The sequence below is a fragment of the Adhaeribacter soli genome (assembly GCF_008727925.1).
Lineage (GTDB): Bacteria > Bacteroidota > Bacteroidia > Cytophagales > Hymenobacteraceae > Adhaeribacter_A > Adhaeribacter_A soli.
In genome coordinates this window covers 128,714-149,508 of the sequence record NZ_VTWT01000013.1, presented here as the reverse complement: position 1 = coordinate 149,508, position 20,795 = coordinate 128,714, and the positions used below count along the sequence as shown (strand labels likewise).

16 protein-coding genes are annotated in these 20,795 nt (G+C 47.3%); 14 read left to right on the top strand and 2 right to left on the bottom strand.

The window, feature by feature from the left end:
- The first annotated feature begins 184 nt into the window (after positions 1 to 184).
- The 12 genes from F0P94_RS18655 to F0P94_RS18600 all read left to right on the top strand — a co-directional run bounded on the left by F0P94_RS18655 (position 185) and on the right by F0P94_RS18600 (position 16,137).
- A complete protein-coding gene (locus F0P94_RS18655; RefSeq protein WP_150905903.1) occupies positions 185 to 637 on the top strand; it encodes a hypothetical protein in 453 nt (150 codons plus the stop codon).
- Positions 638 to 706: 69 nt separating this feature from the next.
- On the top strand, positions 707 to 1,759 hold the full coding sequence (gene holA / locus F0P94_RS18650) for a DNA polymerase III subunit delta (RefSeq protein WP_150905901.1): 1,053 nt from the start codon (positions 707 to 709) through the stop codon (positions 1,757 to 1,759).
- Between the two features lie 193 nt (positions 1,760 to 1,952).
- Positions 1,953 to 4,232, top strand: coding sequence for a TonB-dependent receptor (locus F0P94_RS18645; protein WP_150905899.1), 2,280 nt, complete (start codon positions 1,953 to 1,955; stop codon positions 4,230 to 4,232).
- A 1-nt stretch (position 4,233) separates the two neighbouring features.
- Complete coding sequence (locus F0P94_RS18640) at positions 4,234 to 7,326, top strand: tetratricopeptide repeat protein (RefSeq protein WP_150905897.1); 3,093 nt, start codon at positions 4,234 to 4,236, stop codon at positions 7,324 to 7,326.
- On the top strand, positions 7,323 to 9,023 hold the full coding sequence (locus tag F0P94_RS18635) for a TonB-dependent receptor (protein ID WP_150905895.1): 1,701 nt from the start codon (positions 7,323 to 7,325) through the stop codon (positions 9,021 to 9,023). The genes F0P94_RS18640 and F0P94_RS18635 overlap by 4 nt, the downstream gene beginning before the upstream one ends.
- Positions 9,024 to 9,030: 7 nt before the next feature.
- Positions 9,031 to 10,380, top strand: a complete 1,350-nt coding sequence (locus F0P94_RS18630; RefSeq protein WP_150905894.1) for an HU domain-containing protein — start codon at positions 9,031 to 9,033, stop codon at positions 10,378 to 10,380.
- Position 10,381: 1 nt separating this feature from the next.
- Complete coding sequence (locus F0P94_RS18625) at positions 10,382 to 11,083, top strand: MotA/TolQ/ExbB proton channel family protein (protein WP_150905892.1); 702 nt, start codon at positions 10,382 to 10,384, stop codon at positions 11,081 to 11,083.
- A gap of 96 nt (positions 11,084 to 11,179) precedes the next feature.
- Complete coding sequence (locus F0P94_RS18620; RefSeq protein WP_150905891.1) at positions 11,180 to 11,578, top strand: ExbD/TolR family protein; 399 nt, start codon at positions 11,180 to 11,182, stop codon at positions 11,576 to 11,578.
- A 7-nt stretch (positions 11,579 to 11,585) separates the two neighbouring features.
- The gene (locus F0P94_RS18615; RefSeq protein ID WP_150905890.1) at positions 11,586 to 12,461 is read left to right on the top strand and encodes a hypothetical protein; all 876 of its coding nucleotides are present in this window, start codon (positions 11,586 to 11,588) and stop codon (positions 12,459 to 12,461) included.
- 400 nt (positions 12,462 to 12,861) lie between these two features.
- Positions 12,862 to 14,154, top strand: coding sequence for a bifunctional folylpolyglutamate synthase/dihydrofolate synthase (locus F0P94_RS18610; protein WP_191907104.1), 1,293 nt, complete (start codon positions 12,862 to 12,864; stop codon positions 14,152 to 14,154).
- A gap of 1 nt (position 14,155) precedes the next feature.
- The gene (trmB, locus tag F0P94_RS18605; RefSeq protein WP_150905888.1) at positions 14,156 to 14,809 is read left to right on the top strand and encodes a tRNA (guanosine(46)-N7)-methyltransferase TrmB; all 654 of its coding nucleotides are present in this window, start codon (positions 14,156 to 14,158) and stop codon (positions 14,807 to 14,809) included.
- Between the two features lie 278 nt (positions 14,810 to 15,087).
- A complete protein-coding gene (locus tag F0P94_RS18600) occupies positions 15,088 to 16,137 on the top strand; it encodes a bile acid:sodium symporter family protein (protein WP_150905887.1) in 1,050 nt (349 codons plus the stop codon).
- A 685-nt stretch (positions 16,138 to 16,822) separates the two neighbouring features.
- Here the strand turns inward: F0P94_RS18600 and trpF are convergent.
- Together trpF and F0P94_RS18590 are read right to left on the bottom strand one after the other, a co-directional pair.
- Entirely contained in the window at positions 16,823 to 17,443 is a 621-nt protein-coding gene (trpF, locus tag F0P94_RS18595) for a phosphoribosylanthranilate isomerase (RefSeq protein WP_150905885.1), read from the bottom strand.
- Positions 17,444 to 17,581: 138 nt separating this feature from the next.
- Complete coding sequence (locus F0P94_RS18590) at positions 17,582 to 18,493, bottom strand: cation diffusion facilitator family transporter (RefSeq protein ID WP_150905884.1); 912 nt, start codon at positions 18,491 to 18,493, stop codon at positions 17,582 to 17,584.
- Between the two features lie 454 nt (positions 18,494 to 18,947).
- Between F0P94_RS18590 and mnmA the strand changes: the two genes are divergently transcribed.
- Positions 18,948 to 20,051, top strand: a complete 1,104-nt coding sequence (mnmA, locus tag F0P94_RS18585; protein ID WP_150905882.1) for a tRNA 2-thiouridine(34) synthase MnmA — start codon at positions 18,948 to 18,950, stop codon at positions 20,049 to 20,051.
- Between the two features lie 14 nt (positions 20,052 to 20,065).
- Complete coding sequence (locus tag F0P94_RS18580; RefSeq protein WP_150905880.1) at positions 20,066 to 20,794, top strand: hypothetical protein; 729 nt, start codon at positions 20,066 to 20,068, stop codon at positions 20,792 to 20,794.
- Position 20,795 lies beyond the last annotated feature (1 nt).

Sequence of the window (20,795 nt, the reverse complement as noted above, 5' to 3'; positions counted from 1 at the left end):
TTGTTCGATATTCGATGGTTCGACTTTTTAATGGCTAAAGGCTAGCGTTTAAGCAAAGTCGGAACGCAATTATCCGGCAAAGATATTAGTCTTCGCTTGTTCCTTCATTATAGTTGCGGTAATTTTGTTGGGGAAGGGGTTTCGAGGGGATAAGGATAGCGTTATTATCAGATAAAAAGGCTTGATGACTTTAAAGAATAAAGGTGGACTGATTTCATTATTGGTAGGGTTTCCTTTCGGATTAGTTGCGCTTTATGCTTTTCTATGGATTCTAGCTATGCTAACGGGTGGTGGCTTACGTTTAATGGGAACATTAGCAGTTTACCTAGACTCAATCATTGGGTTGATTTTAGCTTTGCCAATTGTCCTTTGGGTTGGTGGAAAAATTATGGTAAATGATCTTTTGAGTTTAAAATCTAAATGGAAGATAATTTGGAGATATTCCTTAATAATAAACTCTACTATTTGGTTTGTGTTTTTAGTAATTTATCTAATTAGTAAAATTCACTTTGGTAATTTATTAGTTGAAATTATCCCTATTGTGATTTTTTATTTCATTTCAATAATTGTAACTCTATTTACATTTAGTATAATGGTCTATTTCCTTGTAAAAAACAAGGTTAATATTAGCAGATAAAAATTCTAAACGCTATTCCTTTCCTCCCCCAAAAACCAAACAATCAACAATTAACAATCAGCAATTTAAATGGCCGCTCTTACCGCCGACGAAATATTACAGAAGTTAAAGCAGAACCAATACGCGCCGGTTTATTTCCTGCAGGGCGAAGAACCGTATTACATCGATCTGATCTCCGATTACATTGAAAAGCATGCCCTGAGCGAAGCCGACAAAGGTTTCAACCAGGTGGTGATGTACGGCAAAGATACCGATGTGCTGACGATCCTGAGCCAGGCAAAACGCTACCCGATGATGGCCGAAAGAAGCGTGGTAATTGTGAAAGAAGCGCAAAGCATTCCGGACATTGAAAAGGACAACGGGATGAAAGCCCTGGAAGCGTATTTGCAGAACCCGCTGCCGAGCACAGTACTGGTGTTTGCTTTCAAGCACAAAACCCTCGACGGCCGCAAAGCCCTGGCCAAAACGGTAAACAAGCACGCAGTACTCTTAACCACCAAAAAGCTCTACGACAACCAGGTTCCTGCCTGGATCAACAATTACCTCAAAGACAGAAAGCTGCAGGTTTCGCCGAAAGCCGTGCAGATGATGGCCGAATACATCGGAGCAGACCTGTCGCGCCTGGCCAACGAGATCGACAAGCTGACGATCAACTTAAAAGAAGGGCAGACCATCGATGAAAAACTGGTGCAGGAAAACATCGGCATCAGCAAGGACTTTAACATCTTCGAGCTGCAGTCGGCCCTGATCAACGGCGATGCCCTGAAAGCCAACCGCATCATCAATTATTTCGAAGCCAATCCCAAAGCCAACCCGGTAATTCCGAATTTAAGTTTGCTGTTCGGGTTTTTCAGCAAAGTTCTTACCGGTTTCTTTGCCGAAGACAAATCGGATGCCGGCATTGCCAAAGCATTGGGGGTAAACGCGTTTTTTGCCAAAGATTACCTGAACGCCATGCGCACCTTCGGTTATCCGCGCACCAAACAGATCCTGCATTATATAAGAGTAGCCGACCTGCAAAGCAAAGGCATTGAAGGTGGTAACATGACCGATGCGGATATTCTGAAGGAACTGGTTTTTAAAATCCTGCATCCGGTGCCACAGCAGCTTCCGGTGGTATAGAAGGAGCGATTCAAACCTCACAGGTCTCCGAGACCTGTGAGGTTTTTTCCCTTGAAAATCATAGCGTTTGCGCAACGTAGAAGCAGCAGAAAAGTTGTCCGTTTAAGGATAAATAGAACTATTTTCACTAAAAAAAGGAGGAAGTCTACCAGCTTTCAGGGTTTTTATTAATTTTGATTTTCAAACCTGAAATATGCTGAAGAATTACTTTAAGATCTGCTTCTTTTTTATGTTGTTTTTGTCCGGGGCGCCGAAAGCCTGGGCACAAACTGCCGAAGTCCGCGGATTTTTATACGATGAAAAGAATGGCGACCCGCTGATTTACAGCACCGTACTGCTTTACAGCAACGGCAAAATGGTGCAGGGCGCCCAGACCGATGTAAACGGTTATTTCTCCATCACCCGCATTCAGCCGGGCAGCTACATCTTAATGCCCCGCTCCATTGGCTACGATACCCTGGAAGTTCCGATCGTCTTAAAACCCAATGAGATCAAAACCCAGAAATTCTACCTTAAGCAGACCGATCTGAACCTGAAAGAAATAGAAGTGAAGGCCGGCCGGACGGTAAATACCACTACGGTAAACGTAGCGGTAGAGAAAATTACCCCGCGCCAGATCACGGCCTTGCCAAGCATTGGCGGCGAGCCCGACGTAGCGCAGTACCTGCAAACCATTCCCGGCGTAGTTTCTACCGGCGACCAGGGCGGACAGCTTTACATTCGGGGCGGTACCCCGGTGCAAACCCTTTTCCTGCTCGATGGGATGATCATTTACAACCCGTTCCACTCCATTGGTTTATTCTCCGTTTTCGATACCGATATCATCCGCAACGTGGAAGTGTACACTGGCGGCTTTAACGCTGAATACGGTGGCCGGACTTCGGCGGTAATGGACGTAACGACCCGCGACGGGAACCGGAAAAAATTCGGCGGCGTGGTTTCGGTAAATCCGTTCACTTCCAAACTGGTGCTGGAAGGCCCGTTGTCGAAACCAAAGGATGGCGTAAGCAACTCGTCTTTCCTGTTAAGCGGTAGAACTTCTTACCTGGATAAAACTTCTAAAACCCTTTACAAATACGCCAACGAAGACGGGCTGCCTTACAGCTTTACCGATGTATACGGCAAGGCTTCGTTTAACTCTACCGGCGGCAATAAACTTAATTTGTTTGGCTTTAATTTCAACGACCGCGTAAACCTGGCCAGCAATTCCCAGGTAAAATGGGATTCGTATGGTTTCGGTACTGATTTTATGTTGCTGCCTTCTTCTTCGTCTTTATTAATGCGCGGTTTGCTGGCCTATTCCAATTACGATATCGGCATTACCGAACCAATAGCCCAGCCGCGTACCAGCAAGATCAACGGGTTTAATCTGGGCCTGGACTTTACTTACTTCATTAACCAGAACGAACTGAAATACGGGATATCGGTAATCGGAAATAAAACCAACTTCATAGGCTATACCCCAAGCGGCGTAGAACAGAAAGAAGAGCAGAACAACACCGAAATGGCGGGCTTTTTCAAGTACCGCATCGTGAAGAGCCTGTTCGTTTTAGAGCCGAGCATCCGCCTGCATTATTATGCTTCCCTGGCTACTTTTTCGCCGGAGCCGCGCCTTGGTTTTAAATACAATATTTCCGAAAAATTACGTTTCAAATTTGCCGGGGGCTTCTTTACCCAGAACTTTCTTGCTACCCGCTCCGACCAGGACGTAGTAAACCTTTTTGCCGGTTTCATTTCTTCGCCGGAATCTTTGGTAGATGCGGATGGCAAGCGCGTAGAGAATCCTTTGCAGAAAGCCCGCCACCTGATGGCCGGATTTGAGTACGACGTAAACGATAAGGTATCGGTAAACGTGGAGCCTTACATTAAAGACTTTAACCAGTTGGTGAACATAAACCGGAACCGTTTATTTGGCAACGAAGCCCCGTACATTGTAGAATCCGGCATTGCCAAGGGTATCGATTTAGCGCTGAAATATGCCAGTGAGAACGTGTTGTTCCAGGCGGGTTATTCCTTAGCGGAAGTAGACCGGAAATTCGGCAAGCAGGAATATGCGACCAATTTCGACCGCCGCCACAATGCTAACTTACTGGGTACTTATACCTTCGGAAAAGAGAAAAGCTTTGAGATCAGCGGTCGCTGGAATTTAGGTTCCGGGTTCCCGTTCACGCCAACCCAGGGCTTTTTTGAGCGTAACCTCACCGGCAGCATCGATTCCGACCTGACTTCCGAGAACGGCGAATTAGGCATTCTGTACGGCGATATGAACTCCAAACGCCTGCCTTATTACCACCGCCTCGACTTATCGGCTAAAAAGACTTTTAAGCTTAAAAATGCTACGGTTCTGGAAATAAACGCCGACGTAGTGAATGTTTACAACCGCAAAAATATTTTTTACTTCGACCGCATTTCATCGCAACGCGTGGATCAATTGCCGGTTCTGCCAAGTTTGGGTCTGAGATTAAAGTTCTAATATGAAGCTATACCAGAAAATAATTTTTACGTCGGCCATGCTGGGCGGGGCCACTCAATTTGCCGAAGCCCAGCAAACCCAAACGTTTACGAACGAAGAACGCTATCTGCAGGAAGGGCTGGAGCTTTTCGACCGGGAAAAATACGGCGCAGCCCAGCAGGCTTTTGCCAAATACATCAGCCTGATCGGGGACAATACCAAAACCATCGATGCGCAATATTATTACGCCGTAAGCGGTCTGTACCTGTTCCATCCCGATGCTGAACGCCTGATCCTGGATTTTGCTGCCAAGTATCCGGCCCATCCGAAAGCGGGCCTGGCTTATTACGAGTTAGGTTTATTTTACTTCGATAAAAAGAGCTACGATAAGGCTATCGAATTCCTGGAAAAAGTGCCGAAGGAAAACCTCGACGCTGCCCAGGTGCACGAAGCAGAATTCAAGCAAGCCTATTCTTATTTCAGCCAGAAACAGTTCGATAAAGCCAAGCCTTTGTTCGATCGGAATAAAGGCGGGGGCCGGAAGTACAGCTATGCTTCGAGCTATTATTCCGGCTACATTGCTTTGCGTAACGGCGATTATGCCGGTGCAAAAACTGACTTGCGGGTTGCCGAGCAGAACGAGGCTTACCGCGCGGTGGTGCCTTTCCTGTTAATGCAGATCCTGTACAAAGAAGGCAACCTGCCGGAAGTAATTTCTTACGGCGAAAAAGTACTGGCCCAGAAACCGAAGCCGCAAAATGCTGACGAAATTCAGCTATTGGTAGGCGATGCATATTTCAAACAGAACGACTTTAAAACGGCCGTAACGTATTTCAACGAGTACGCCAAAGGCCGGAAGAACATCGAGAACGGCGTGCAGTACAAGATCGCTTACGCCAACTACAAAACCGAGAATTACCCGGTTGCCATTACCAATTTTAAGGACGTAGCGCTTCAGAAAGATTCGTTGGGTCAGAATGCGGCGTACCATTTGGGTTTAAGTTACCTGAAGGCCAACAACAAGCCTTTCGCCATGACGGCCTTTAACCAGGCCCGTAACCAGGAATTCGATAAGCCGGTAACTGAAGCCGCTACCATAAAATACGCCCAGCTGAATTACGAAGTCGGCAATTTCCGGGAAGTGATCAGTGCGCTGTCCGATTTCAACAAGAAGTTCCCGCGTTCCAAAATGTCGGACGAGGCAGATGATATCCTGAGCGAATCGTACCTGAACTCGAACAACTACCTGGAAGCGATCCGCCACATCGAGAAATTAAGCAACCGTTCGGAGCGGATCAATGCCACCTATCAGCGGGTAACCTACTACCAGGCAGTTTCCTATTTCAACGATGGAAAATTCCAGGAAGCCCTGGCCTTGCTCGATAAGTCGCTGCAATATCCGTATGATACTGAAATTAGGGCGGCAAGCTTTTTCCTGAAAGGGGAAGCTTTATCTATTGCTCAGAAGTGGGACGAAGCGGCCAACGCTTACGCCGCCGTTTTCCGGACCAGCAACGCGAACAAAACCGATTACTACATCAAGTCGCGCTACGGCATTGGCTATGCGTACTACAACAACAAGCAGTACGACAAAGCCGAAACGCACTTCAAAGCCTACATCAACGATAACTCCGTACGCGACAACAATCCGAACTTAATGGATGCTACCATGCGTCTGGCGGATTGTAATTACGTGCAGAAAGACTATAACCAGGCGCTGAACCTGTACGACAAAGTACTGGCTTCCAATTCGCCGGATAAGGATTATGCGCAATACCAGAAAGGCGTGGTTTTAGGTTTACTGAACCGGAAGGAAGACGCGGCAAAAAGCCTGCAGGCACTGATTACCAACTATCCAAGTTCGCGTTACGCCGATGATGCCCAGTTTCAGCGCGCCAACCTCGATTTCGAGAACGGTAACTACGCGCCGGCCATTTCCGGTTTCACCAACCTGATCGAGAACCGTCCGCAAAGCAACCTGGTGCCGAATGCCCTGCAGCGCCGCGGTGTGGCTTACGTAAACCTCCGCAAGCACGACGAAGCGATCAACGATTTCAAACGGGTACTCGACAGTTATCCGAATTCCCAGGTAGCCAACAGTGCCTTATATAGTTTGCAGGAAGCTCTTAATACCCAGAACCGGGGCGATGAATTCGATCCGTACCTGGCAAAGTTCAAGGCAGCTAATCCTTCGAACAAAGCGCTGGAAAGCGTTGAGTTTGAGTCGGCTAAGAATCTGTACTTCAAGGAAAACTACAAACAGGCCATTCCGAAATTCGAAGCGTATTTAAAAGCTTATCCGAACAGTGTACTGGCAGCTGATGCCCGTTATTTCCTGGCCGATGCGTACTTGCGCAATAACGACCGGGCTACAGCCAAAACCAGGCTCCGCGACGTGGTAAACGAGAACCGTACCGAATACCTGAGCAAAGCCCTGAACAAAATTGCTGACCTGGAATTTGAGGATAAGAACTACGCCGAAGCGCTGAAGTATTACAACCGCCTCCGCGATGTTTCAGCCAACCGCCGCGAACAAGGAAACGCGATGATCGGGATGATAAAAAGCTATTACCTGGCCGGCGATTACGAGAATACCAAGAAGACCGCCAACGACCTGCTGAAGCAAGGAAACGCCGCGCTGAACGCAACCAATTCGGCCATGCTGTACCTGGGTAAAGCCAGTTACGCGCAGGGCAAACTGGATGAAGCCTTGACCCAGTTAAACAACGCCATTACAGCTACCGACGAGAACGGCGCCGAAGCCCAATTCCTGATCTCGGAGATCCTTTTCAAGCAGAAACGCTACAAAGAATCTACCGATGCGGCCTACAAAGTATCGAGCAACTACGGAAACTACGAGTACTGGCTGGGCCGGGCCTTTATTGTAATTGCGGATAATTATGCGGCCCAGGGCGAAACCTTCCAGGCGAAGGCAACCTTAAATTCCGTGATCGAAAATTCTCCTTTTAAAGAAGTGAAAGAAATTGCCCAGGCGCACTTAGCAGATATTGACAAAGGCGGCGCTCCTGCAGAAGAACCGGCGGGAAAAGGCAAAAAGAATGACAAGAAACAGAAGCAAAACTTAAACGCAACGCAAGGAGATTCTATTCGATGAAAAACACCATAAAATTATCCGGACTGGCTTTATTGTTTGCTTTTGGTCCGGTTGCCGGTTTCCAGGCGTTTGCGCAAACCGGCGGCAAACTGGATAATACCGAAATCAAGATCGAGAAAAGCAAAGTGCTGGAACTGCCGGAAGCCAGCCGGAACTACGAAAAATTCCGCATCGAACCGCCGGAGAAGAAAACCAACACGGTTACCTACCGCTTCAACGATTATAAACTGCCGGACCAGGATGTGCCGCTTTCAGCCCGCGTGTTAACCATTAAGCAGGAAGACCTGAAAAAACTATATGGCAACTACATAAAAGCCGGTTTCGGGAATTACAGCACGCCGTACCTGAAAGGTTATTTCCACAACAAACGCAGCGACCGGGCCTCCTTTGGCGGTTACGTAAGCCACGTTTCTTCCAACGGCCCGGTAGATAATTCGGACGTAAGCAATTCTGAAATCGGCGCGCACGGCGAAAGCTATATGGGGAACATCACGGTTGGCGGCCGCGTGGGCTACGAACGCGATGGTTACAAATTCTATGGTTACAACCCGGATTTGCCTTCCCCTGATATAATCCGCAAAATCGACCAGAACTTTAACCGGGTGAACGGGGAAGCTTATATCAACAACAAAACCCAGGCGAATTCGAAAATGCAGTACGGCGTGAAAGCCGGCGTGAAATATTTTTCCGATGCCTTCGATGCTTCCGAAGTGAACGGTTACGGCGGCCTTGACCTGCAGTACTTCCTCTCCAATAAATCGCGGGTGGAAGTGCTTTCGGACCTGTCTTTTATTTCTTACAAAGATGGCGACGATATCAGCCGGCCGTATTTCAAGATTGCGCCTTCGTACCAGGTAGACCTCGATAAGCTGGATGTATCAGTAGGCGCGATCCTAGGCTACACCGGCGATACGATCAACAACGGCGATAAGCTGAATTTCTACCCGAACCTGCGCTTAGGCTACGAAGCCATTGAAAACAAACTGGTGCTGTTTGCCGGCGCCACCGGCGATCTGCAGCGCGTAACGCTTTACGACCTGACCCGGGAGAACCCATGGCTGAAGGAAACGCCAAGTTTGATGCCGGAACTGGCCTCGAACCGTCTGCTGATCTCCGATACCGATAAGCAGCTGGAGCTTTACGGCGGCGTAACCGGAAGCTTAATTCCGAACGTGCAGATAACAGCGCGAGTGGCTTACCAGAACTACAAAAACCTGTATTTCTTCAACCACAATCCTTTGGATTCGGCCCGCTTTATTCTGGAATACGATCCGGAAAACACCAATGCCCTTAATTTTTACGGCGAAGTGGTTTACAACAAAGCCGAGAAATTCCGCCTGGGTGTGAAAACCGATTACTACAACTGGAGCACTGGCAAGCTGGAGCACCCGTTCTACCTGCCGGCTAACCGCACTACCGTTTTCGGAAGCTACAATATCTACGACAAGATTCTTTTTAACGCGGAACTTTACTATATTGGTAGCAGTTTCGGCAAAATTTACCGGGGGTTGGGCGAGCAGGTAATTGTGGAATCGGACAATATTGTGGACCTGAATTTGAAAGTAGATTACCGAATCTCAGAAAAATTTTCAACTTTTGTAATGCTGAACAACATTCTCGGCAAGAAATACGAACGTTTTGTGAACTACCCGACCAAGGGCTTTAATGCTATTGTAGGTTTAAGTTACACTTTCTAAGAGGTTTATGGTTTTAAAACAGATTCAGGACTTATTACACGACCACGATTGCGTCATCATTCCGGACTTCGGCGGATTGATCGCGCAGTATGCTTCATCGAAAATTCATCCGGTAAAACATACTTTTACGCCACCGTCGAAGAAAATTGCTTTCAACGAAAAACTGAAGCATAACGACGGTTTGCTGATAAGCCATCTGGCGCAACACCTGAAAGTGCCTTCCGAACAAGCCCAGCAAATGGTGAACCAGTTCGTAGGCAACATGCAAACCAACCTGGTTAAGAACAAACGTTTCGAATTGCAGGGTATCGGAATTTTCCGGTTAAATGCCGAGCACAAGATCGAGTTCGAATACCTGGAAGGGGAGAACTTCCTGGCCGATAGTTTCGGGTTGCCGGAACTGGAAGCCCGGCCGATCATACCTTCCGAAGCTACAACCTTGCGTACCATCCGGCAGAAAGCCGCGGCTTCGCAAAAAGCGCCAACGGGCGGCCGTTTATCGCGGTTTTCCCGCAAATATGCTACCGTTGCCGGAACCGTGTTGCTGGGCAGCTTAACCGTTGCCATGGTATACGTGGTTTCTTTGCAGCCGGAGCATAATTTAAGCTCTCTGAACCCGGTTACCTTATTCAGCAGCGGCTCCGAAAGAACGCTCACGATTAAAGAAAAGGTAGCTGAAACCGATCAAAAAGAGGTGGGGCTTGCCATAGAAGAACTGCCGGTTACGCCGGAAGAAAATTCAATAGCCGCCGTAGAAGCCGATTTTTCAGAAGCTTTTCCGGAAGAGGCAGCAGCGGTAAACGAAGAAGTTGCTTTGGCTAAAGTTTCTTCCCATGAGATTGCGTTCGATGCCAAAACCGAAACGCCGGTAAACGCTACCGAAGCTGCTCCAAAAAGCGCTGCTGAGAAACCGGAAGCGCCGAAGGAAAGAATCGAAACAGCTGCCGCAACTGCTACGAAAAAAGCGGAAGCAAAATTGGTTGCCAATTCGGTTAAACCCGAAGCTGTAAAAGCTGCTCCGGGGGCTTTAGCCAAAACTGCTGGAAAAGAAACGGTTAAAACTGGCGTGAAAGCGCCGGAAAAAAATAATGCTGAATCGCCGGCTTCGCATACAATTAATGCCGCTACCGGGCGTTATTTTATCATTTCCGGTGGTTATTTAAGCTTGGCAAATGCCGAACGCAGCAAAGATGAATTAACCGCCAAAGGCGCAGCTTCCGATATCATTTTACCTACGAAGGGCAGCAAACTGCACCGCGTTTCGGTAGCCGAATTCGAAACCATGGAACTGGCCACGGCCAATCTTCCGGAATTGCGCAAAAAATTCGGTAACTCCCTCTGGATACTTAATTATTAATATGAACCCGATTCTCTTACAGATTACAACCATGACTGCCGACACGGCAGCCAATGTGCCAAATGCTGCTCCTGTAACCGGCGCCGATTCCGGCCTTTCCGTTTTCGACCTTATTGTTCAGGGAGGGTGGGTAATGCTACCGATCGTTCTGATGTCAGTAATTGCCATTTACATTATGATTGAACGGTATATTGCCATTAAAAAAGCATTACCAGATCCGGAACCATTCATGCAGGCCGTAAAAACCCAGGTAATCCAGGGCGATCTGAACGGTGCCAAAGCGCTTTGCGCCCGTACCAACACGCCAATTGCCCGCATGATCGAGAAAGGTATCCGCCGCATTGGCAATCCGCTGAAAGACATCGAAACTTCTATCGAGAACGTGGGTAAATTGGAGATCACCAAGCTGGAGAAAAACATTAACGTGCTCGGTATTATTGCCGGTATCGCACCAATGCTTGGTTTCGTAGGTACGATCATCGGGGTAATTAAGATTTTCTACGCTATTTCTGCTACCGGCGACTTCGGTATTGCCCAGATCTCCGGCGGTCTTTACACCAAAATGGTAACTTCTGCTGCTGGTCTTATTGTAGGTATGATCGCCCACATCGGTTACCATTACCTGAGCCTGATGGTAGAGCGCGTGGTATTCAAAATGGAAAACTACGCCGTAGAATTCACCGACCTCCTGCAGGATAATTAATATTTTCAGGATGAAGGTTGAAAGATAAAAGAAGAAGGATATTTTACCTCTTTGTCTTTCTACTTTTATCTTTCATCTTTTATCTGAAAAAGAAAAATGGATTTTAGCCGCAGACGCAAAATTTCGTCGCACGTAGAAACGGGCTCCATGAACGACATCATGTTCTTCCTGATGCTGTTCTTCCTGATCGTTTCTACCATGGTAAACCCGAACGTGATCAAGCTTATGCTGCCTAACGCCAAATCGGACGTGCAGATGGTGAAGCAGCCCATCACGGTTTCGGTGAATGCTGCCGGCGAGTATTTTATTGATAAGCAGCCCGTGGCCCCGGAAAACCTGGAGTCGGCTTTGGCGCAATCTTTGAACGGAATCGATCAGCCTACCGTTGTATTGCGAGTAGATAAATCGTTGAACGTACAGAAACTGGTGGACATTCTTGAAATCGGCAATAAGCTGAAAGTAAAAATGGTAATGGCCACGCAGGATTCCAAATAAGAATACTATGCTGGGAGCGAAAGAAAATGATTACAGGAATTATGGCCTGATCGGCACCGTGGTTTTTCACGGCGGCCTGTTAGCGTTATTTTTCCTGATGATGTTCAAAGGGCCGAACCCGCCGCTGGAAGGTGGTTCCGGTATTGAGCTGAATTACGGCGTGATCGGGGAGGAAGGATACGGCGACGTGCAAACCACCGCGCAGGCCAACAATTCGCCGAACCGGGAAGACAGCCGACCAGCCGCTGAAACGCCGGAGCGGGTACCGGAGCCAGTTGCCCAGGAAACGCCTCAGAAAGCCGTGGAAGCAACGCCTGACCGGGTAATTACCGGCGTAGAGGAAAGTGGTTATGCGGTAAAAGAAGTTAAAGAACCGAAGAAAGTAGAAGAGAAGAAGGAAGAAGTGAAAGCGGTTGAAAAACCGAAATCGCTTTATCCGGGCAAATCTGCTAACCAGAACGGCGCCAACGGCACGGCCGGCAGCAGCAACCAGATGACCGGCAACAACAACGGCGACCGTCCGGGCAAAGTGGGCGACCAGGGTAATCCGGAAGGTTCCTTAGACGCAAAAGCCTTATATGGGAAACCAGGTAAAGGCGGCCCCGGAAACGGCGGTAGCCTGAGCATGCCGGGTTGGGGTTGGGACCGTCCGCCGCGCCCGAACGATGATTCCAATGAAAGCGGCCGGATCGTTTTCGACATTAAAGTTGACAAGGAAGGTACCATTTATTACTGTGCCGTGCGGGAAAGCAACGTTTCTCCGGCCCTGACCAAACTTTACAAAGATGCGGTAGTTAAAACCAGCCTTAGCCCGACCAACGTCAGCGGCGAATCGGAAACCGGGGCAAGCGGAACAGTAACCTTTATTATTACGGCCCGCTAGTTTTTTTGCTTCGAAAGAAAATCAGAAAGCCTGTCTCCGGACAGGCTTTTTTGATTTCAAACGCCGGAAAAGTTTTCAGGCAAAATGAATTTCTTGTACTTCATTCCTCCAAGTCAGCATTAACTTATTAGTCCGTCATCCCGAGCGAAGCCGAGGGAAGCCGAGGGAACTTATGGGGCCGCAATTATTAAATAAGCCAAATCTTGCTACGCTCGCTTTGCCATAGAAGTATGCGTAAGTTTCCTCGACAGGCTCGGAATGACTCGAATGAATGGTTTTATATTGCAGAAAAAATTAATGTTGTTGTGTAAATATTCAGACGCCAGACTTTTTTACCGGAAAAGCATAGTGTTTTGGCCGGATAAGGTTAATTTTGCATTGCTTATCAAACGGCTTCTCTATGACCTACGAACAATGTCTGGAATATATGTATGATCAATTGCCGATGTTTCACCGCATCGGCAATGCTGCTTTTAAGAAGTCATTGGATAATATTCTTGCCTTGTGCGAAGCGTTGGATAATCCGCAGCACAAATTCAAAAGCATTCATATTGCGGGAACCAACGGCAAAGGCAGCAGTTCTAATATGCTGGCTGCCATATTGCAATGTTCGGCCTATAAAACCGGACTTTACACCTCGCCCCACCTGAAAGATTTTACGGAGCGCATCCGCATCAACGGCCACCAGATCCCCAAAGACGAGGTGGTTACATTCGTAGAAACTCACAAGGACCTTTTCGAGCGGGTGCAGCCTTCCTTTTTTGAAATGACCGTAGCCATGGCCTTCGATTATTTCGCCCGCGAAAAAGTGGATATTGCAGTAATTGAAGTAGGGTTGGGCGGCCGCCTCGATTCCACTAATATCATTATCCCGGAAGTAAGCCTCATCACTAACATCAGCCTCGACCACCAGAGTTTACTGGGCAACGACCTGCCTACCATTGCTGCCGAAAAAGCCGGCATCATCAAGCACAACGTGCCGGTAGTTATTAGCCAGACGCAACCCGAAACCACCGAGGTTTTCCTGCACAAGGCCCTTCAGGAAAATGCCCCGATCATTTTTGCCGACCAGCAACTGGAAGTGATCTGTACCGACAGTAGTTTCGAAGACCGGACGTTTGATGTATATAAAGGCAGCCACGTCTTTTTGTCGGATTTGAAAGTAGGATTGGCGGGTTCGTATCAGGAGCACAATTTACCCGGTGTGCTGGAGGTAGTGGAAGAACTGAAACGAAAAGGGTTCGATATTCCGGAAAACAGTTTGCGTTTTGCCTTGGAGAATGTGCGGGAACTTACCGGTTTCAAAGGCCGTTGGCAGGTATTGAGCCAGAATCCGCTTATCATTTGCGATACCGGCCATAACGAAGCCGGTTTGAAGGAGGTGCTGGCCCAGCTTGAACGGGCAGGCGCGCCGAAAGTGCATTTCGTTTTTGGCGCGGTGAACGATAAGGACATTACCAAAATTCTGAAATTATTACCGCCGGAATATTCCTACTATTTTTGTCAGCCGAATATTCCGCGGGCTTTGCCGGTAGAGGAGTTAACGAAACTGGCTTCGGAAGCTGGGCTGCGAGGCAATGCTTTCAGCACGGTGATGGAAGCGGTAAATGCGGCGAAAGCGGCGGCTAAAGAAAACGAATTGATATTTATTGGGGGCAGCACGTTTGTGGTGGCCGAAGTGGAAGATTTATAAAATGGGAAGAAGCAAACTCGAGAAATTTAAAGTAATTGGTGAACGCCGGAACGTAGTAGAACCAAGGAAAGAAAATTTCAAGCAATTAAAAGGCCTTTGGTCGGAAGATTTTTTTGGCAACAACCATGAACTGATCCTGGAGATCGGATGCGGCAAAGGCGATTATACCGTGGGGCTTGCGAACCTGTTCCCGAATAAGAATTTTATTGGCGTAGATATAAAAGGAGCGAGGCTCTGGAAAGGAAGTTCTCTGGCTGAAGAAAACGGTTTAACGAACGTGGGCTTCCTCCGGACTTTTATTGAAGAAATAACCGAGCATTTTGCCGAGAACGAAGTAAGCGAGCTCTGGGTCACTTTTCCGGACCCGCGTCCGCGTTTGGGCGAAGAAAAAAAGCGCCTGACTTCGCCGCGCTTCATGAACATGTATAAGCAATTGGTGAAACCGGGCGGAACCATTCATTTTAAAACCGACAACCTGGAGCTTTTCGACTATACCCTGGAACTGTTGCAAAAGGCCGGAGAGAAGAACCTGATCTTTACCCACGATCTGTATGCTTCCGATCTGCAGCACCACACCTTAGGAATCCAAACGACCTACGAACGGAAATTCTTAGGCGAAGGCATTCCGATCAAGTACCTGCAGTTTGAAGTGTAAGGGCAGCTTAGTTTGTTCAGTTAACTATAAACTTTCTCAAAATACTCTTGTCATCCTGAACGCATGTGAAGGAACTCGTCGGCTTCCAGCAAGAATGTTTCTGCAAAATGCTAATGAGTTTTTTCGTAATCGCTCAACATGATAACTATTTTAGAGAAAGGTTTATTTCAATTTTTTCAGAAAGTCCGGTTCAGGCTGGGCTTTTTGCGTTAGAAACGATACTGTTTCCGGCTCTGAAAGTCAGGAACAGTAAAGACTAAAGAATTAATATTCCGTTCATGCAAAACCGATTTCCCCGCATAGATCCCGATCCGGTAGATAAGCAGATCTCCGCCTTTCAGCGGGCGGTAAATATTGCCGGAAGGGCAGGCCTTGATCCGTTCATTCTGATTCTGGTGGGCGTAATTGTACTGGCAAAATTCTGGCCGGAACCGGGCATTCAGGAAGGGCCCCTTTCGCTGACGGAGCTGGCGAACTACGGCGTTTCCTTTATTTTCTTTTTCTACGGCCTCCGGCAGGAACCTGAAAAACTAAAAGCAGGCCTGAGTAACTGGCGCCTGCACCTGGTAGTTCACCTCACAACTTTCGTAGTTTTTCCTTTGCTGGCACTGGCTGGAAAATCCCTTTTCCAAACGCCGGATTCCGAAGTGATGTGGCTGGGGATCTTCTTTCAGGCAACCTTGCCTTCCACGGTTTCTTCGGCGGTTGTAATGGTTTCCATAGCCGGTGGAAATATTCCGGCCGCCATTTTTAACGCCAGTATTTCCAGTACACTGGGGGTTTTCATTACGCCGCTCTGGATGGGCCTTTTTCTGAACACGGCTGAAAGCAGCTTTGATCTGAGCCAGGTTTTTACTAAACTCATTATCCAGGTAATTATCCCGGTAATCCTGGGCATGTTGCTGCATAAAACGTTCGGAAAGTTTGCCGAAAAGCACCGGGCACGTATGCGTTACTTCGATCAGTTAATCATTCTCACCATCGTGTACACTTCTTTTAGCGAAAGCTTTTCCCAAAACATGTTCCGCGACTTTTCCCTTACCGATATTTTTCTGCTGGGGCTTGGCATGGTAGGGTTTTTTCTGGCGGTTTTTTTCCTGATAAACCTGATCTCCCGGCTGCTCGGTTTTAACCGCGAAGACCGGATCACTGCTATTTTTTGCGGCTCGAAGAAATCGCTGGTGCACGGCACGGTAATGGCAAAAGTCCTTTTCGCGAATTCGGTGAATACCGGAATTATTCTGTTGCCCGTGATGCTTTACCACACCCTGCAATTAGTAGCCGGGAGTATTTTAGCCCAGAAGTTTGCCCGGGAAAAAGAGGATTAATGTGCTAATTTCTTAATGTGCTAACGTGCTATTCCCGTTCGTAATGCATCTCCGTTATGCGGAGAGTTAGCGAAGCGCTCTCCGCATTTCCGTAAAGCCAATCTCCCGATTGGCGAATAAAGCAGGTAGGAGAGATGCAAAGTTACTGTTCTAAAAAAAATTATTTTTCGGGTTTAAGCAGGCGGTAATAAGGTTGTAGGTGAAAACACCATATTCGTCATGTTAAAGAAATTTATTATGATTTAGTACTGTAGAGACGTAATATATTACGTCTCCATTCGCGGGACATATTACGTCTCCATTCGGGGTACCAACGGCGGCATTAAGTTGCAAATTTAGCTAGAAGAGGTTGAGACCAGATATGATAATTTGCTGAAATGCTGTGAAAGACGTAATATATTACGTCTCTACAGGGACTCAGGTCTTTAGCCTGATGTCTTATTCGCTTGCTCTGGCAGTGCCACCATTTCGGTAGTACAGATGCTGAAAGGGGAACTTCTGATTATTAAATGGGTTATTTACGCCAATCTGGAGATTGGCTTAACAGAAATGCGTAGAGCGCTTCGCTAACGCTACGCATAACGAACATTGAAAAAAAGAAAACCTCACCTTTAATTAAAAAGGTGAGGTTCTGTCACTGATAAAAATAGCACATCAGCACATTAATCAATTAGCACATTAAACCCTACTCTTCCAGCACTTCAAAGATTTCCTCCAGCTCATCGAAGGTTTTCAGGCCGGGTTTAATTTCGTCGGAACCCTGTAAACCGATGCCGTAAGGCCTCACTTCATCCAGAATGGCCGGTAGGTTTTGCTTTTCAACTCCGAAACCTATAATGATTTTATAAAGACCGGACAAATCGCGGAGCAGGCGGATATTGGTCTCGTCGATGGTGGTAAAATCGTCAGAATACACGAGGAAGAAAGCAACTTCGGCCTTGTACAGGTCCAGCATGTCCAGCAGCTCTGCCTCGATGGTGTCCTTATTGATAAATACTTTTTGAATGACCGGTTTGCCGATTTTCCGAATCTCGTCGATCAGGTACGTTTTATTCAGCTGCACCAGGTCCAGGTTCAGGCTTTTGGCCTGCTCATGAATGTGGTGCCCGGAAGCGTGGTCGTATTCACCCACTAGTTGGATGCCGGCTACCCAGCCGGTTATTTCTTTAAAGGCTTCTTCCGTTAAATGATCCGGGTGGCTTTCGTCCAGGTTAAAACCCATCATATCAGCACCCATGCCAGCGCAATAGCGGGCATCGCTCAGGTTGTTTATACCATTTACCAGTACGGTTGTTTTTAAAGCCATTTCGGTATCGTTTTACAATTAAGGTTAATTCAGAATTTCGATCAAAGTAAGCAGCTTTTTGCCGGATTCCGATACTTTGTCCCGAAAAACATCAGGCAATGGTAAACAGTATCTTTTCCGGATGAAAAAGTAAAAAAGCTAACAAATGCCATCAGGTTTTTCGTTTTCATGTTTAATCAAATCTGTTTCCAGTGTAACATGTTCCAGATTAAGGTACGACAGGCGGAGGCGTATTTCTTCTTTAATTTTTCGAATCTCAGGCGGCACCGTTCCCGGCTCCAGCAACACATGGGCCGTCAGGGCGTTTCGTGTGGTGCTCAGTGCCCATATATGAATGTGATACACGCAATTAACCCCGGGTACTTCTTCCATGGCTTGCAGTACTTTCTGGTAATCTACATTTTCGGGAACGGCATCCAGGCTTAGGCGTATGGTTTCTTTAAGCAGGTTCCAGGTACTGAAAAAGATCACGATAATAATGACAAAACTGATGATGCTGTCGAGCCAGAACCAATTGGTATAGAACATCACAAGGCCGGAAATTACTACCCCCACAGAAACCAGCGCATCAGCGGCCATGTGCAGGTAGGCACCCTTTACGTTCAGGTCTTTGTCCTTGTCCTTATAAAAAAGCATGGCGGTACCAGCATTAATAAAGATCCCGATGCCAGCCACCAGTGCTACCGTTTTACCGGGCACAGCTTCCGGATTTTGGAACCGTTGATAAGCCTCCAGTCCGATGCTGCCGATAGCCAACAGTAGGATTACGGCATTGATCAGGGCAACCAGAATGGTGGACTTCTGATACCCGTAAGTGAATTTCTGAGTAGGTTTGATCTTCACCAGTTTAAACGCCAGCATGGCCAGCCCTAGGCTTACCACATCGCTTAAATTATGACCGGCATCGCTGAGCAAACTTAAGGAATTGATATAAAAACCGGCACCAGCTTCTACCACTACAAAAATAATGTTCAGTACCAGACCCAGCATAAAAGCCCGGTTCAGGTCCGTAAGTAGCGGGGAAGGGTGATGATGATGTCCGTGAGCCATTAAAATTACTTTTCCATTAAAATACGGCTTTTTTGCTAAAGCAGACGGGATATACTCTTTAACTGTGTATGCAATTACAATGCTGGGCTAATTCCGGCCTAAAAAGTTAGTGCAATGGAATTTCCACATACCAAATTTCATTGCCGTCTGCTTTAGCTGACGGTTTTAAAGCATTTAAATTTCGGCTTTAGCCAAACCTTTTAAAGTGTAATTGCAATTATTTGAATGTATTGTTATCTTCAGGCAGCCTGCAATCCGTCAGCTAAAGCAGACGGCAATGAAATTTTTTGGAAAGCCTTAGTTGAAAAGCTGAAAAGAAAGGAAATTTTCCGGTACTAAAAACGTTACTCAAAGGCAAGGAGCAATACCCGGAAAAAGCTATATAAATGCGGTAATGTTGTATCTTTGTAAATTAACCATTTTAAAAAGGGCTTTCAACCCTGTTTTCGATTAAATGAGTACAAAAGGAAGAGTTTTAGTAGCCATGAGTGGCGGCATCGATAGTTCGGTGGCGGCCGTAATGCTCCATGAGCAAGGCTACGAAGTAGTAGGCATGACCATGAAAACCTGGGACTACGCGTCTTCAGGGGGAAGTAAAAAAGAAACCGGCTGCTGCAGCCTCGACAGCATTAACGATGCGCGCAACATTGCCGTGCAGCTGGGTTTCCCGCATTACATTATCGACATCCGCGAGGAATTCGGCGATTATGTAATAAACCATTTCACCGACGAATATCTAGCCGGCCGCACCCCGAACCCTTGCGTGTTGTGCAACACGCACATTAAGTGGGATTCGTTGCTGCGCCGCGCCGATAAACTGGGTTGTGATTTTATTGCCACCGGCCATTACGCCAATGTGCGTGAGGAAAACGGTAGATATGTGATCTCCAAAGGTCTGGACGAAAACAAGGACCAGAGTTATGCGCTTTGGGGAATTTCCCAGCAAAGTTTGGCCCGCACCATCTTTCCGCTGGGCAAGCTGCATAAATCTGAAATTCGCGCATTTGCCACCGAGCGCGGTTTCCACGAACTGGTGCAGAAACCGGAAAGCTACGAGATCTGCTTTATTCCCGATAACGATTACCGCGGTTTCTTAAAGCGCCGGGTTCCGGAATTAGCAGAACAGGTTGCCGGTGGCGAATTTGTGATGGAAGACGGCAGGGTAGTAGGCAAACACGAAGGCTATCCGTTTTACACCGTTGGGCAGCGTAAGGGTTTAGGAATTGCTTTAGGTTTTCCGGCTTTCGTTACACGCATCGAAAAAGACACAAATCGCGTAATACTGGGCAACTACGACGATCTGGCTAAAAACGGTACTACCATCGGTAAATTAAACATGGTAAAATACGCCGATCTGCTGGATAAGCCGACTGCTACCGTAACCAAAGTACGCTACAACGATCCCGGAACCGAAGCCATTATCGAGCAATTCGGCGACAAAATGAAAGTGCATTTCCTGAGCGGCGTGCACGCCATAGCCCCGGGACAGGCAGCGGTATTTTACGAAGGCAACGATGTAATTGGCGGCGGCTGGATCGAAACGAGTTATAACGTATAAAACGCTATTGCTTTATGAAAAAAAACTGGTATTTCCTGATCTTATTGCTGGCCGGTATCTTTTACGGCTGTGACTCAGAAACCGAAGAACTCGGCGACGCGCAAGCCGGCAAAAACTACTATCCGCTCGAGATCGGGAATTACCGGGTTTATAATGTCATGTACAAAAAGTACGAAGACGATAAAGCCAAAGATTCCTCACAATTCCAGATCCGGGAACGGATCGATACCATTTATACCAACCTGGCCGGCGAACCGACCTATAAAATTATCCGCTCACGCCGGGCTACTCCCGACGATTTCTGGGCCGATGATTCGGTGAACACCGTTATCCTTTCCAAAAACCAGCTTATCCGCAAGGAAGGCAACCTGAACCTGGTGAAACTTATTTTCCCGGTTTCGGAAAATAAAAGCTGGAGCCCGAACGTCTATAACTATATAGATTCCACCCAAACACCGAAACCGCACCGCGCCCGCTACACCAACGTAGGGCAAAGCTACACGCTGAACGGCACGAATTATCCGAAAACGGTACGGGTATTGGTAAACGACGAAGAAACTTTTATTAATATAGACAAGCGGGAAGAAGTTTACGCCGAAGGCATCGGACTGATCTATAAAAACTACAACGTAATTAACTATTGCACCCAGCAGCCCTGCAACGGCAACCAGGAAGATTTTGATTACAAAGAGAGCGGCTTTATGCGCATCGAAACGCTCGACTCGTATGGTAAAATAGAATAAA